Source organism: Pseudomonas sp. P135, assembly GCF_020312125.1.
GTDB lineage: Bacteria > Pseudomonadota > Gammaproteobacteria > Pseudomonadales > Pseudomonadaceae > Aquipseudomonas > Aquipseudomonas fragariae.
In genome coordinates, this window is the sequence record NZ_JAGPYR010000017.1 from 41626 (window position 1) to 56041 (window position 14416).

At 60.3% G+C, this 14416-nt stretch carries 11 protein-coding genes; 5 read left to right on the forward strand and 6 right to left on the reverse strand.

Features of this window, described 5'->3' with window-relative positions; translation table 11 throughout:
• Nucleotides 1-561 precede the first annotated feature (561 nt).
• Nucleotides 562-2733: a M48 family metallopeptidase gene (locus KBY08_RS21210; protein ID WP_060408878.1), complete on the forward strand. Its 2172-nt coding sequence runs from the start codon at nt 562-564 to the stop codon at nt 2731-2733.
• Between the two features lie 618 nt (nt 2734-3351).
• Here the strand turns inward: KBY08_RS21210 and KBY08_RS21215 are convergent.
• Nucleotides 3352-4173, reverse strand: a complete 822-nt coding sequence (locus tag KBY08_RS21215; RefSeq protein ID WP_011269326.1) for a hypothetical protein — start codon at nt 4171-4173, stop codon at nt 3352-3354.
• A 146-nt stretch (nt 4174-4319) separates the two neighbouring features.
• Between KBY08_RS21215 and KBY08_RS21220 the strand changes: the two genes are divergently transcribed.
• Nucleotides 4320-6254, forward strand: a complete 1935-nt coding sequence (locus tag KBY08_RS21220; RefSeq protein ID WP_177410955.1) for an ATP-dependent DNA helicase RecQ — start codon at nt 4320-4322, stop codon at nt 6252-6254.
• A 133-nt stretch (nt 6255-6387) separates the two neighbouring features.
• On the opposite strand, the gene KBY08_RS21225 is transcribed toward KBY08_RS21220, so the two are convergent.
• From KBY08_RS21225 to KBY08_RS21240, 4 genes are all read right to left on the reverse strand, one after another.
• Nucleotides 6388-6828: a glycine zipper domain-containing protein gene (locus KBY08_RS21225; RefSeq protein ID WP_003401931.1), complete on the reverse strand. Its 441-nt coding sequence runs from the start codon at nt 6826-6828 to the stop codon at nt 6388-6390.
• Between the two features lie 209 nt (nt 6829-7037).
• Complete coding sequence (locus KBY08_RS21230; protein WP_111522581.1) at nt 7038-9374, reverse strand: FdhF/YdeP family oxidoreductase; 2337 nt, start codon at nt 9372-9374, stop codon at nt 7038-7040.
• Nucleotides 9371-10207 carry a formate dehydrogenase accessory sulfurtransferase FdhD gene (gene fdhD, locus KBY08_RS21235; protein WP_003401939.1) on the reverse strand — a complete coding sequence of 279 codons (837 nt, stop codon included), beginning with the start codon at nt 10205-10207 and terminating at the stop codon, nt 9371-9373. The genes KBY08_RS21230 and fdhD overlap by 4 nt, the downstream gene beginning before the upstream one ends.
• A gap of 103 nt (nt 10208-10310) precedes the next feature.
• Nucleotides 10311-11192 (reverse strand): LysR family transcriptional regulator, encoded by an 882-nt coding sequence (locus KBY08_RS21240; RefSeq protein WP_003401941.1) that lies wholly within the window; start codon nt 11190-11192, stop codon nt 10311-10313.
• 149 nt (nt 11193-11341) lie between these two features.
• On the opposite strand from KBY08_RS21240, the gene lysM reads away from it, so the two are divergent.
• The gene (lysM, locus tag KBY08_RS21245) at nt 11342-11782 is read left to right on the forward strand and encodes a peptidoglycan-binding protein LysM (protein WP_004406991.1); all 441 of its coding nucleotides are present in this window, start codon (nt 11342-11344) and stop codon (nt 11780-11782) included.
• Between the two features lie 44 nt (nt 11783-11826).
• On the opposite strand, the gene yrfG is transcribed toward lysM, so the two are convergent.
• On the reverse strand, nt 11827-12489 hold the full coding sequence (gene yrfG / locus KBY08_RS21250; protein ID WP_024660324.1) for a GMP/IMP nucleotidase: 663 nt from the start codon (nt 12487-12489) through the stop codon (nt 11827-11829).
• 97 nt (nt 12490-12586) lie between these two features.
• On the opposite strand from yrfG, the gene nudE reads away from it, so the two are divergent.
• Together nudE and cysQ are read left to right on the forward strand one after the other, a co-directional pair.
• Complete coding sequence (nudE, locus tag KBY08_RS21255) at nt 12587-13153, forward strand: ADP compounds hydrolase NudE (RefSeq protein ID WP_003372295.1); 567 nt, start codon at nt 12587-12589, stop codon at nt 13151-13153.
• Nucleotides 13150-13992, forward strand: coding sequence for a 3'(2'),5'-bisphosphate nucleotidase CysQ (cysQ, locus tag KBY08_RS21260; RefSeq protein WP_004406993.1), 843 nt, complete (start codon nt 13150-13152; stop codon nt 13990-13992). The genes nudE and cysQ overlap by 4 nt, the downstream gene beginning before the upstream one ends.
• The last annotated feature ends 424 nt before the right edge of the window (nt 13993-14416 follow it).

A 14416-nucleotide genomic window follows, 5' to 3' on the forward strand; every position in this document is an offset into this window, starting at 1 on the left:
ATGAGGGAGGAGTTCGTGCTGGCATATAGATGTCGTCTAGCCAGCAGTGTGGTCTATGGCACTATTTTTAGTAGGAAAGTTCCTACAGACGGTAGATATTTTCTCGGTTTCGTTACAGTAAGCAATGATGCCTATGAGCCATCATTATTTTGGATTACACCCTCAATGTAGCTGTAGGTGTTGATTTTAAAGGGCTTTAGGGTGGTATTTGGATCCGATAAAGGGGGTAAATTAAGCTTAGAAAGATGAACTTATTTGCAGATTTACCGAGCTCTGAAGAGGGTAAATACACAGACTGGCCTTATTAGGCTGTTTTTTCTGGAAAGGGAATGATGGCACTGCGAGCGTTCAGGCGGACGGATCCAGGCGGGTCGACGCAGGTCAGGCGGGCAGCTTTGTTACATCAGTTTGCAAATCAGGGTATAACGCCGCCAGCGCCCTCACGCCTCTATTCGAGCAACGGCAGGGCGCATGCACGCAGACGCCAGAGGCGTTTTACCTGACGGACCTTGTGCGCGCTAAGGACAGCCGGCGGCGCCGCACCTCTATGAGCCTTGCCTCATGAAAATCTACAAGCTCATTGCTGTACTCATCCTGCTCCCTCTGGGCCTGAACCTCATCGGTGTCTGGCAGTTGCAGCGCAGTGTCGAAAACACTGAGCGCCTGACCGAGATCCAGGCTGACCTTGCGCATGCCCGTCCCTATTTCGAAAGACTCGCCAGGTCGCCCGACGCCCTCACGAGAACGATGGAGATGGACGGAGAGAACATCACCCTCAAGGAGGCTCTGTCGCGTCTCCATGAGGCAGAACAGGGCCTCGACTTCGTAGTGGTGGTGGGTAATGTCACCACCTGGCTGGCACGCGCCGTCATCGCGCTGTGCCTGCTGGCGGCTCTGGTCGGAGGCATCGGGCTGGCAGGGCTCAACTGGGCCGGCGCACGCGCACGTCAATCCCGAGAGCGGTTGCTGCACACCTTCAGCAGGGTCAGGCGGATTCTGCCCTTCGTTCTTGTGGGGCACATCGTCGCCATGGGCGCGGCGGTGTCGGCAATCCTCTGTTTCGAAGCCCTGGGCCTGTGGCATGTGGGGCGCATGTCCGCGGGCGAGCTCAAGTTGATCATCGTCGTGCTGATGCTGGTCGCTGCATGCCTGTATTCGATCTGGCGGATGGGCAAGCAGCTGGGCGTCATGCTGCATATGTTCGAGCCCACCGCGATGGAGGTTCTGGGGCAGCAGGTCACGCCTGAAGAGGCCCCGGTGCTCTGGGCCTATGTGCGCGATCTGGCCGAACGGCTCGGCGCGCTGTCCCCCGATCACATCGTGCTGGGCATGACCGAAGGCTTCTACGTCACCTCGAGCGACGTTTCCCTTCTGCCGTCCGACGCCGTGCTCAAGGGGCGCACTCTGCATGTGCCGATCCTGTACCTGGGGCTGATCGATGCCGCAGAAACCAGCGCAGTGATTGGTCATGAGCTGGCGCATTTTGCCGGTGAGGACACCGAGTACAGCCTGCGCTTTCTGCCGATCTACGACGGCATCGGTCGCAGCCTTGGGGTGATCGCGGAAAACATGATGGTCAGCGGGTGGCTGCAGCGCACCATTCTGCGTCCGGCATTCATGCTGGGCGTGTATTTCATGGAAAGCTTCGATCACGCGGTCAATCACTGGAGCCGCGTGCGCGAGCTGGCCGCCGATGCCGCGGGGGCGAGCCTGGCTGGCAACGCGTCGGCTGCCTCGGCGCTGGTGCGCATCTCGGCCATCGATCCGCTTTTGCAGGAGCGGATCTACACGCACATCACGCGGGCCACCAACCCAAGGCGCGGAGAGGTGTTCACCAAGGATCTGCCGAACAGCGTGCTGCACGAGCTGGCCGGCAAGGCATTCACGCTGCCTGACGAAGAAATGGCCGTCCAGCTGCCGCATCCCTCGGATACGCACCCTTCAAACGGCGAACGTATCGCCGCGCTGCAGGTTGCTGCCGACGAGGCGATCCGCAGCGGCACCCGGCCGGTGGTGGCGGCCCAGGCCCGCGCCGCAATGGACCATTACTTCATCAATGCCCAGGCACTGCGCACCCGTCTTACCGAGGATTTCATCAAGCATCATGTGACAAATGATGCTGAGGTGGTGACCGAACTGCGTGCTCGCGCGAAAACGGTAAGCGGTGATGTCGTTCTGCATGAGGGCGCTCGCCTGCGGGGGCTGTTGCTAACGCTATTCCTCGCCCCTCTGCTGGGGCTGGGTATTTATCTGATAGCCGAAGCGCTGTCATTTCCCCAGGGGCTGACCGAAAAGCGCAACTCTATGCTGATAGCGGGCGGCATCTTGACGGCGTTCATGCTGATGCTGCTGCCATTTGCGCTGCGCATGTGTCTGCGTGCCGACAAGACCGCTCTGCTGCTCACGCCCGAGCACTTTGTCTTCGCCAACCTGAAGTCCCCCGTCCCGATCCAGCACATCGCTGATTTTGAGCTGAATGTCGCCTACGGCACGTTTCTGACCCTGCATCTGCAAGACGATGCGCCCTTACCCGAGCGAGTCTCACGTTCGTTCTCTGCACCGAACGCAAAAGTGTTCAGGAAAAAACGCCGGGTACTCCTGGCGCTGGCGCGGTTCAGCCGGGACGGCAAAAAGCTCAAGCCAGACGAGCTTGGTGAGTTGATTGCGGATTACGTCAATGCGGGTCATGCACGGCACTTGCTGCAGCAGCGCTTCGAGCAGGGCAAGCGCTAAGCAGACGACTGTGAGCGGCGCGCGATTTTTCTGCAGACAACAAAAAACCCGCCGAAGCGGGTTTTTCCAAGACCATCCCGACTTCCTGTCGGACGCCTCCGAGGCGATGGTCGATCATCCTTGATCCGGGTGAACTCCTGTTCACCCCTTGATGGATCCAATACTACGGAGCGCGAGCCAGGTCGGAAATAGCCAAGTTCCCCCAGCGCGTGTAAGCCTTTCGCTATACCTCACGGGCTCAGCTTCGAACGGCCCTTTGAAGGGCGGGAAATCTGGCGCCAGGAAAAGTCTTGAGGCGATATGGCTGCTGACGGCAAAAATCGCAGGCAATAAAAAACCCGCCGAAGCGGGTTTGTACCAAGACCATTCCAACTCCCTGTCGGCTGCCTTCCCGGCGATGGTCGATCGTCCCTGATCCTGGCGAACTCCTTGTTCGCCAGTTGTTGGATCCAATCTTACGGCTCTGATGGTAGGTGCAAAATAGCCATTCGCTTCATTGCGTGTAAGCCTTTGGCTATACATGTGTCCGTTTTTACGGATTCTCAGGTGCTCGGCCATGCACCGGGACAGTCGAAAACACCGGCGAGACCACCGTGCCAGAGGGTTTCAGGCTCGTTTTCAGGGAGAGAAATTCGCGGTCACCTCACAATAGCGCTGTTGGGCGTTTTTACTGTCCTCATCGCGGTTTCTGGTCGCGCGTTTGGTCCACTCACGGCACTCTTCGCGGAAATTGACCTCTGCCGCCTTGCGACACTCGCGCCGTTCGAATGAACGAATGGCGAAGTTTTCGCAGACGCTGTCGCCATCGATCGTATTGCCGTAAATCCGCCACTGCGCGCGGTAGCGATTTCTGCCGTCCGCTTCGCGGATGGACGCCGTCGCGACACTGTAAGGCCTGGAAGAACGCGTGGAATTGCGTGAAGCATTGGCCTTGAAATCGGCCATGTAGTCGGCAGACACCATGCCTGTTGCCGGTTCTGCCTGAGCGGGGCGTGGAGCCTGGCCGAATCGACAGTTCGCCACCGCCTCATCAATGACGTTGCCGTTTTTCATGCAGTCATCCAAGGGCTTCACAGGGGCAGGCGGCGCCACAGTGGCCGCGATCGGTACAAGCTCTGCGGTTTTTCGAATGTGCGTGGGCGCGGGATCGGCGGCGGCTACGGGCTGCGCCTCGGCCTCGACTGTCCGGGTTTCGGGTATGGACTGCACAACAGGCGGTACTGTCAGCGCTTTGGGGCCTCTCGCATGTGAGGTGATCAGTCCGGCCACGCAGGCTGCAGCAATAAGGCACGCCAGCCACAGGCCATAAGGGCGTGAGCGGCGAGGCGCATCGACGCGCTTGCGGCGTGGATGCGAGCCCAGCACCACATCGACCTGACCCGGCACGAGGCGTTGAATGCGGATGATCCCGTCGTCCTCGGGTTGCTGTAGGGAATCCATTCCTGCTCCTGATCAAGCGATGTTTGGCGGTGATATTACAATGATATCGGTCGCTGGGTAGAGTTTCTGCAACGCTTTGGTGCTATGTGCATCCGGCCTGGCGCGTTAAGGTTGAGCCCGTTTTTTGACTGATGGATGGACCGCGAATGCACCAGCGTCTCGAACAGGTATTCGGCTACACACAGTTCCGGCCGGGGCAGGAGGCTGCCATCAGTGCGGTACTGGCCGGACGCTCGGCTGCGGCGATCTTTCCGACCGGCTCGGGCAAGTCGCTATGCTACCAATTGCCTGCCCTGATGTTGCCGCATTTGACGCTGGTGGTGTCGCCGTTGCTGGCGCTGATTCAGGATCAGCTTGCCTTCCTGCACCGCCATGGCATATCGGCGGCGAGCATTGATTCGGCGCAAAGCCGCGACGAGATCGCTGACGTGATGGCACGCGCACGTTCCGGCGAGCTGAAGATTCTGATGATTTCCGTCGAGCGCCTGAAGAACGAGCGCTTCCGCAATTTCATCGCCCAAGTGCCGATTTCCTTGCTGGTGGTCGACGAAGCGCACTGCATCTCGGAGTGGGGGCATAACTTCCGCCCCGACTACCTGAAGCTGCCGGACTACCAGCGCGAATTCAATATTCCCCAGACATTGCTGCTGACCGCCACGGCGACCCCGCAAGTCATCATCGACATGCAGGACAAATTCGCCATCGCCCCCGAGGATGTCATCACCATCGGTTTCTACCGCGCCAACCTGCACCTGTGGGTCAAGCCGGTCAGCGGCCGTGACAAACGACGCCGGCTGGTAGAGTGGCTCAACGAGCGTCGCGGGCAACCGACCATCGTTTACGTGACCCTGCAAAAGACAGCCGAACATATCGCCGCGCACCTGGAACAGAATGGCCTGCCCGCCAGCGCCTACCATGCCGGGCTGCCCAACGATCAGCGCGAGTCGATCCAGAAGCAGTTCATGGGCGGCCATTTGAACTGCATCGTGGCAACCATCGCGTTCGGGATGGGCATCGACAAGAGCGATATCCGCAATGTGGTGCATTTCGACCTGCCGAAATCCATCGAGAACTACAGCCAGGAAATCGGTCGGGCAGGGCGTGATGGTGCTGCTTCGGATTGTCTGGTGCTGGCTAACCGCGACAGCCTCAACGTGCTGGAGAACTTCGTGTATGGCGATACGCCGGAGCGCGAGGGGATTGCCCGTGTGCTGGAAGACTTGCTCGGGGCGCGCCATGACGGGCAGTGGGAGTTTCTGCTGGGGCCGCTCGCCGACCTCAGCAACATTCGTCAATTGCCGCTGAAGACCCTGCTGGTGCAACTGGAGCTGCGCGGGATCATTGCGCCGCGCTACGCGTATTTTGCCGAGTACCGCTTCAAGTTTCTGCTTCAGCCGCAAGACCTGATGGCGCGTTTCGAAGGAGAGCGACGCGAGTTCGTTCAGGCCCTGATTGACACCTCAAACCGGGCACGCACCTGGGCCACCGTCGATTTCGAGGCGATGTACCAGCAATATGGCGCCGAGCGCGGGCGGGTGGTCAAGGCGCTGGATTACTTTCAGGAAAAAGGCTGGATCGAGCTTGAAAGCAAACAGATGACCGAGGTCTACAGCCTGTTGCGCAGCGACTTTGATGCTCAGGCCTTGAGCATCGAATTGCACGATTATTTCGCTCATCACGAAGCCACTGAAGTGGCGCGCATTCACACCATGCTGGACGTGTTCGCCAGTGATCAGTGCCTGACCCATCGCCTGGCGCGGTACTTTGGTGACCACAATGCGCCTGAGCGCTGTGGGCATTGTTCAGTGTGCCTGGGCGAAGTCGCCCACCTGCCCGAACCACCCGCGCTGGAGCCCTTGGCAAATCGGGACTTTCAGCAACTGTGCAGCGAGTTTATCCACAAGCACCAGAACTACACCGGCCAGCCGCCCAGCGCCGACTGCCTGACGCGTTTTCTATGCGGTATCAGCGTGCCGCTGTTCACCAGGCTCAAAGCCCGCGCCACCACCGGGTTTGCGGTGCTGGAGGACTATCCGTACGCACAGGTCAGGACGTGGGTGCAGGCGATGGCTGGCAACTGACTACGCGTACACATTCATCTGACCAGGTGGGGCAATGCTCTGCATCCAGTCCTGAGCCTGCGTTGCGACAGACAAATGAAAACCGGCCGCTCAAGAGCGGCCGGTTTTTATGTTTCAGTAACTGACGGTGGTATCAGTCACGATGACGGCGATGGCCGTGGTGCTTCGGGCGATGGCCATGGTCACGGCCACCACGATAACGACGATCGTCGCTGCGGCTTTCGTTGCCCATGTAGTTGCCGAGTGCAGCACCGCCGCCGCCACCTACCGCCGAGCCGACCAGGCTGCCGGTGTTGCCGCCGACGCTGCGACCCAGCACATTACCGCCCGCTGCGCCCAGACCGCCGCCAATGGCTGCCTCTGTGCGGTTGCGACGGTCCGCGCCTACAGCGCCACCGGCTGCGCCGCCGACACCTGCGCCAATTGCTGAACCAGTGCTGCCGCCGACCTGCTGGCCGACGACCGAACCGAGTACCCCACCCAATGCTCCGCCTACGCCTGACTCGAGGTTGCCTGCAGACGCCGCACCGCTGATCAGGGTAAGAGACAACAACAGTATCGAGGAATACTTCATGTATGGAATCTCATAGGGATGACGGCGCGATCTTGGTGTCAAGTGAAGAATGTAGCAATGCAATTCCGACGAGTAACACGATTGCCACACAAACTGCTAAGTTATTGTTTTGGCTAAGGAACTTAAGTCTGAAAAGAGAGTCTGAGGTTACTTGCAAAAGGCCCGTTTCCAGTGAAACGGGCCTTTTTTGTGGGCGTCTTTCAGGGACGTCAGAGGATGCGTGCCGACTCTGCCGAGCGCTCGAGGCGGATGGCAACGAACTTCGATGTCGGCGTGCTGCTGCCATCGCCCACGCTTTCCAGCGGCACCAGCGGGTTGACCTCCGGGTAGTAGGCGGCAGCCTGACCGGCCGGAATATCGAACGGCAGCAAGGTGAAGCCTTTGACGCGGCGCTCGCGGTTATCACTCCAGATCGAAATCAGGTCTGCCTTCTGCCCCGGCTGGAAGCCCAGACGGATGATGTCGGCTTCGTTGACGAACAGCACGTCACGCTGACCCTTGACCCCGCGATAACGGTCGTCCAGGCCATAGATGGTGGTGTTGTACTGATCGTGCGAACGCATCGATTGCATGATCAGGTCCGGGATCTGCCCGGTCGAGCTGACGTGTTCATTGATCAGAGTCAACGGCAGCGCGTTGGACTTGAAGTTGGCGCGGGTCGACGCAGTGTTCCAGCGGCGTGCGCCAGCAGCGTTACCCAGGTAGAAGCCGCCCGGGTGCTTGACGCGCTCGTTGAAATCCTTGAAGCCGGGGATGGTGTCGGCGATCAGGTCACGAATCCGGTTGTAGTCCTCGACCAGCCACAACCAGTCGACAGGCGTCTTGCCCAGCGTTGCGTTGGCGATACCGGCGATGATCGCAGGCTCGGAACGCATTTGCTTCGAGGACGGCTTCAACTGGCCGTTGGAAGCGTGGACCATGCTGAACGAATCTTCCACGGTGACGGCTTGTGGGCCGTTGGCCTGGATATCAATGTCGGTGCGGCCGAAGCACGGCAGGATCAGCGCGTCATTGCCGTGGAACAGGTGGCTGCGGTTCAGCTTGGTGCTGATCTGTACGGTCAGATCGCATTTGCTGAGCGCTTCGGCGGTGCGATGGCTGTCCGGGGTGGCCTGAGCGAAGTTGCCGCCCAGCGCAATGAACACCTTGGCGCGGCCTTCGGCCATGGCGTGAATGGCTTCGACGACGTTGTGGCCGTTTTCGCGGGGCACTTTGAACTGGAAGCGTTTTTCCAGCGCATCGAGCAGGAACACCGGTGGGCGTTCGTTGATGCCCATGGTGCGGTCGCCCTGCACGTTACTGTGACCGCGCACCGGGCACAGACCGGCACCCGGACGACCGATGTTGCCGCGCAGCAGCATCAGGTTGGCAATTTCCTGGATCGTCGGCACCGAGTGGCGGTGCTGGGTGATCCCCATCGCCCAGCACATGATCACGTTCTTGCCTTTGGCGTACATGCGTGCCGATTGTTCGATGTCGCTCAGCGGCAGGCCGGATTGCTCAACGATGGCGTCCCAGGACGTGTCATCGATGGCGGCCAGGTATTCGAGTACGCCTTCGGTGTGTTCGTTGAGGAACGCATGATCGAACACCGAAGGGGCGTTGTTGGCCTGCGCCTCGCGCTCCCATTGCAGCAGGAACTTGGCCATGCCGCGCAACAGCGCCATGTCGCCACCCAGGGCAGGGCGGAAGTAGGCGGTGTTGGTCGGGCGGTCGCCGTTGGTGAGCATCTCGACCGGGTGTTGCGGGTGCTGGAAACGCTCCAGGCCACGCTCTTTGAGCGGGTTGACGCAAACCACCTGGGCGCCGCGCTGTACCGCTTCACGCAGTGGTTCGAGCATGCGCGGGTGGTTGGTGCCGGGGTTCTGACCGAGGACGAAGATGGCATCGGCGTGTTCGAAATCCTCGAAGGTCACGGTGCCCTTGCCCACGCCGACGCTTTGCGACAGCGCTACGCCACTGGCCTCGTGGCACATGTTCGAGCAGTCCGGGAAGTTGTTGGTGCCATAGGCGCGCACGAACAGCTGATACAGGTATGCCGCTTCGTTGCTGGCGCGACCCGAGGTGTAGAACTCGGCCATGTTCGGGCTGGGCAGGTTCTTCAGGTGCTTGGCGATCAGCGCAAACGCGCTGTCCCAACTGATCGGCTTGTAACGGTCGGTTTCCGCGTCATAGCTCATCGGCTCGGTCAGACGGCCCTGATACTCGAGCCAGTAATCGCTCTGCTCCATCAGCGAGCTGACGCTGTAGCGGGCGAAGAAGGCCGGGTCCACACGACGCTTGGTCGCTTCCCAGTTCACCGCCTTGGCGCCGTTCTCGCAGAACTTGACCATGCCGCTTTCCGGCGAGTCGCCCCACGCGCAGCCCGGGCAGTCGAAACCGCCGTTCTGGTTGGTCTTGAGCATCATGCGCAGGTTCTTCAGCGCGTTGTCACTGCCCAGCCAGTGTTGCGTCACGCTGATCAGTGCGCCCCATCCGCCTGCCGCACCTTTGTACGGCTTGTAGCGGGGGGTTGGTGTCTTGTCGGCTTGATGATGAGTGCTCACGCTTGAATCTCCATCGCAGGGCTATAGACCCGCGGCGCACTTTTCTGCGGCAGGTGAATTAGATTGAGGTTATGACGACGGGCCCATTGCAGGGCCAGGCCGGTGGGCGACGACAGGCTGACCAGCGTCTGGATGCCGGCGCGCAATACTTTCTGAATCAGTTCCAGGCTGCAGCGGCTGGTCACGATGGCGACGCCGCCGGCCAGGGGGATGTCCTGGCGGATCAGGGCGCCGATCAGTTTGTCCAGCGCGTTGTGGCGGCCGATGTCTTCACGGCCCAGCAACAGCTGGCCATTACCGTCCATGAACACCGCCGCATGCACAGCGCCGCAATGGCGGCCAAGCGGCTGGAACTCGCCGATGCGCTGACGCAGGCCTTCCAGCCATTCGATCGGGGGCAGGGGCGCGCCGGGCAGCGCCTTCAGGTCAGGCAATGCCTGCTCGACGGCTTCAACGCCACACAGTCCGCAACCGCTGGTGCCCGCCAGTTGCCGACGCTGCTGCTTGAGTTCCCAGAACGCGCGGCTGGCGATCTCGACCTCGGCCTGCATGGCCGAGCCGCACCCGCTGATTTTGAAGTCGTAGATTTCGTCATGCGAGGCAATGATGCCGCTGCCCAGACTGAAACCGACGATAAAGTCTTCCAGATCGGTCGGGCTGACCAGCATGACCGCCTGGCTGATACCGTTGTAGGCAATCGCCAGTGCCACTTCTTCGGCAAGTTCGTTGCGTGCAGCGTCCACGCCCTCGAGATTCGAGTAGCTGTAGGACTGGCTTGCTTCAGGGGCTGGCGTAGCAAAGGACGCCGAGCTGACCTTGCGCGTAACGGGCATGGGCTGAAATACCGGCAGAATGACATCTGCAAGACTAGGCCCGTTATTGGAAATCGTCTAATCGCTAGTGCTGATGCCCCGATAGATGACGTCGATCAACGCGCTAGCGCGGTATTTCCGCTACCAGTGCAAAGCAGGCTTCAGCCAGTGCCGAGCGCGGCGCACTGCGGCGCATGATCAACCCCAGCCGGGCCAAAGTCCGGGAGTCGGCAATCGGATGCAGGCGCAAATGTTCGGTCAGCGTTTCCAGACCGCCATCCAGCGGCATGATCGCGCAGCAAAAACCGCCGTGTACGGCTTGCAGCAACTGATGAACGGCATCGGTTTGTATCAGCGGATTGGGTTGCAGGCCGCGGCTATGGAAGTTGTGATCGATCGACTGGCGAAAATGCATGCCGCTGGTCAGCGTGCCCAGCGGCAACTCGACCAGGTCGGCCCAGCTCAAGGGATCGTCACCAAAGGTAAAGTGCCGACGGTCATACAGCAGGCCCATGCGTGTGTCGTCCAGGGTCAGCGAATCGAAACGCTCGTTGTCCAGCCGTTCCAGGTACGAAACGCCCAGGTCGATACGATTGCTCGCCAGTTGTTCCAGCACTTGCTCGGAGCTGAGTGACGACAGCTCGAAGCGCAGGTTGGGGTGCATCTGGTGCAGCCGGTGCAGCAATGGCAGCGGGTCGAAGCTCGACAGCGGCACCACGCCCAGGCGCAACGTCCCGACCAGATGACCGCGGCAGGCGGCCGCTTCAGCCTGCAGGCCGTCGTAGGCCGCCAGTACCGTGCGTGCCCAGGCCAATACGCGTTCGCCTGGCGCAGTGAAACCCTCGAAGCGCTGGCCGCGATTGACCAGTGGCAAGCCAAGCTCTTCTTCCAGATTGCGCAAGCGCATCGACAGCGTCGGCTGGGTAATATTGCAACGCGCAGCCGCCTGGCCGAAGTGCCTCGTCTCGTCGAGGGCGATCAGAAATTTAAGTTGCTTGATGTCCATATTCACTCCGGTGAGCCATCCAGACAGCCGATTCTACGCGTTCAGGCTGAACGATGGTCGAGCTACGTTGGTCGGAAGCCTGCAGCCCTTGATTTACGAGGGCTACACTAATCGCGCAGCCCTCAACACTACTTACGGATAACCAGAAAATGAGTCTTATCAGTTTCATCAAAGAAGCAGGCGAGAAAATTCTGGATGCACTTCTGCCAGATAAAGCCAACGCCGATGAGGTGCTGAAAAAGCATATCTCCGAAGTCGGCCTGGGCAACCCCAATGTGCAGACCGAGGTTAACGGCGGCACGGTCATCGTCAAAGGCGAAGTCTCCAGCCAGGAAGAGCGGGAAAAGATCGTTCTGACCCTGGGCAATATCCACGGCGTGGAAAAAGTCGACGACCAGATGACTGTCTCGGGCGGCGCAGGCGCTGAGTCCGAATACGTGGAAGTGAAGTCGGGCGACACCCTCAGCGCTATTTCCAAGCGCGTGTATGGCGATGCCAACCAGTACCAGAAAATCTTTGAAGCCAACAAGCCCATGCTCAAGAGCGTGGACAAGATTTATCCGGGTCAGAAGCTTCGTATTCCGAAGTGAACTGAAGACGCTGCCCGCCTTTTCAGGCGGGCACACGGCTTTGCTTACAATCCCTTGCTCAGCTCCCGGTAGTCGTCCACTGCGGCGAACTCCTCGGTGTCTTTCGGGCCTTTCTGGCTATTGGGCTGGCTGACCGCGAGCAAATGGGCTACACCGAAGTGTCGGGCGCTGCGCAGGATCGGCAGGGTGTCGTCGATGAACAGACTGCGTGCCGGGTCGAACGCTGTTTCGGCCTTCAACGCGTCCCAGAAATGCTGGCTTTCCTTGGGAAAGCCGTAATCGTGAGAGCTGATCAGGCGTTCGAAATAAGGCGCCAGCTCGATTCGCTCCATTTTCAGCGACAACGAATCACGGTGCGCATTGGTGATCATGATCACCCGCTTGCCGGCCTTTTGCAGGGCCGCCAGAAAGGACTCGGCGTCCGGGCGCAGTGCAATCATGTGGGCGATTTCGCGTTTCAGGTCGCGAACCGAGAGGTTAAGCTCGGCGCTCCAGAAATCCAGGCAGTACCAGTTGAGCGTGCCCGCGTTGTTTTCGAACAGCGGTTTCAATTCCAGCCAGGCCATGGCGAAACTGACGCCGTGCAGTTCGGCGTAGCGCTGCGGCAGGTGCTGCATCCAGAAGTGTTCGTCGTAATGCAGGTCGAGCAACGTGCCGTCCATATCCAGCAGGACGGTATCGATTTCGCTCCAGGGCATGGAAAGCATTCTGGCCTCGTCAGGGGGTTGATAGCGGGTAAGCATATCCGACACAGACATCGGGAAAAGCTCGGTATAGTACCTCGTTCATGTAAAGGAGCCTGTCATGCGTCAGAAACCTACCGTACTTGCCCGCGCAATCGTCGCCAGTAGTCGTCTGTTCCGCGTTGAAGAGCTGCAATTGCGCTTTGCCAATGGCGTCGAGCGGACCTACGAGCGTCTGGCCAGCAAAGGCACGGGCCCCGGCGCGGTGATGATCGTGGCCATGCTCGATGCCGATCACGCTGTGCTGATCGAAGAATATTGCGGTGGCACCGATGCCTACGAGCTGTCCCTGCCCAAGGGCCTGATCGAGCCGGGCGAAGACGTGCTGGCGGCTGCCAACCGTGAACTCAAGGAAGAGGCCGGCTTCGGTGCGCGGGAGCTGGAACTGTTGACCGAGCTGTCGCTGTCCCCCGGCTACATGAGCCAGAAAATTCAAGTGGTTCTGGCCACCGACCTGTACGAAGAGCGGCTGGAAGGCGACGAGCCCGAGCCGATCCGGGTCGACCGGATCAACCTGCGCGAGCTGTCGAGCCTTGCCCAGAATGCCCAGTTCAGCGAAGGCCGGGCGCTGGCCGCGCTGTACCTCACACGTGACCTGCTGACCCAGCGTGGATTGTTTCAGCCATGACCGATTCGTTGCACAACCTGCCACATCCGCTGCTCGCCCCGGTGATTGAACTCACGCGACTGGCGGGCGAAGTGATCCTGCCCTTCTGGCGCGCCAATGTCACCGTGACCACCAAGACTGACGACTCGCCGGTGACTGCCGCTGATCTGGCCGCCCATCAGGTGCTGGTCGAGGGCCTGCAGGCGCTTGATCCGGACATTCATGTGCTCTCCGAAGAGGACGCTGACATCCCCTTCCGCGAGCGGGCAAGCTGGGAGCGCTGGTGGCTGGTCGATCCGCTGGACGGCACCAAGGAGTTCATCTCCGGCAGCGAAGAGTTCACCGTCAATGTCGCACTGATCGAACGCGGCCGCGTGGTATTCGGTGTGGTCTCGATGCCCACCAACAACCGTTGTTACTTCGGCGGTGCCGGGCTGGGTGCCTGGCGCAGCGATGGCGTCGGCCACCTCCAGCCGATCGCAGTGCGCAATCATCTTGCTGAAGGGCAGACCTTTACGGTGGTCGCCAGCCGCCGCCATTCCAGCCCGGAGCAGGAACATTTGCTCGCGGGCCTGTCGAACGGGCTGGGTCATTTGCAACTGACCAACATCGGCAGCTCACTGAAATTCTGCCTGCTGGCCGAAGGCGCCGCCGACTGCTACCCGCGCCTGGCCCCGACCTCGCAATGGGACACCGCTGCGGCGCAGGGCGTGCTTGAAGGTGCAGGAGGCGAAGTGTTGCAACTGGACGGCCAGCCGTTCAGCTACCCGGCCCGCGAATCACTGCTCAACCCGTTCTTCCTGGCCCTGCCGGCCAACGCCGAATGGCGCGACAAACTGCTGGTGCTGGCGCAGTCCTGAGGCCGGGCCTCAAGGCCTCTGCCCGGCGGGCGTAGAAGCGAACCGGGCGACGTTTCGCTTGCTCGCGAAAGGGCCGGTGCATCTACAGCAAATCCAGTGCTTGAAACGACGCCTTCGCGAACAAGTTCGCTCCTACAAAAGCGCTGAGACGCTTGGCTGAGACAGTTTCACCAGTGCTAAAGCGCACGGCCTGTTCTTCGCTTGATACAGGTATGCAGGGTCAGGCGCGTTCTTGTGGAGCCAGCTTGCTCGCGAAGGCGATGGTTCAGGCGATGAATTTTTGCCGATTGCACCGGCCTCTTCGCGAGCAAGCTCGCTCCCACAGGTCTGCATCCACTACGCGCAGCCACACTGGCGCAACATGAACTGCCCGACAAAGCGCACGGCGTGTTCTTCGCTTGATACAGGTCTGCAGGGGCAGGCG

What these genes read in the sequence shown, in the direction of transcription:
- fdhD (WP_003401939.1), bottom strand. Translation starts at nt 10,207, where the DNA reads ATGCCCGTTACGCGCAAGGTCAGCTCGGCGTCCTTTGCTACGCCAGCC.
- KBY08_RS21225 (WP_003401931.1), bottom strand. Translation starts at nt 6,828, where the DNA reads ATGAAGTATTCCTCGATACTGTTGTTGTCTCTTACCCTGATCAGCGGT.
- yrfG (WP_024660324.1), bottom strand. Translation starts at nt 12,489, where the DNA reads ATGCTTTCCATGCCCTGGAGCGAAATCGATACCGTCCTGCTGGATATG.
- KBY08_RS21215 (WP_011269326.1), bottom strand. Translation starts at nt 4,173, where the DNA reads ATGGATTCCCTACAGCAACCCGAGGACGACGGGATCATCCGCATTCAA.
- cysQ (WP_004406993.1), top strand. Translation starts at nt 13,150, where the DNA reads ATGACCGATTCGTTGCACAACCTGCCACATCCGCTGCTCGCCCCGGTG.
- nudE (WP_003372295.1), top strand. Translation starts at nt 12,587, where the DNA reads ATGCGTCAGAAACCTACCGTACTTGCCCGCGCAATCGTCGCCAGTAGT.
- lysM (WP_004406991.1), top strand. Translation starts at nt 11,342, where the DNA reads ATGAGTCTTATCAGTTTCATCAAAGAAGCAGGCGAGAAAATTCTGGAT.
- KBY08_RS21220 (WP_177410955.1), top strand. Translation starts at nt 4,320, where the DNA reads ATGCACCAGCGTCTCGAACAGGTATTCGGCTACACACAGTTCCGGCCG.
- KBY08_RS21240 (WP_003401941.1), bottom strand. Translation starts at nt 11,192, where the DNA reads ATGGACATCAAGCAACTTAAATTTCTGATCGCCCTCGACGAGACGAGG.
- KBY08_RS21210 (WP_060408878.1), top strand. Translation starts at nt 562, where the DNA reads ATGAAAATCTACAAGCTCATTGCTGTACTCATCCTGCTCCCTCTGGGC.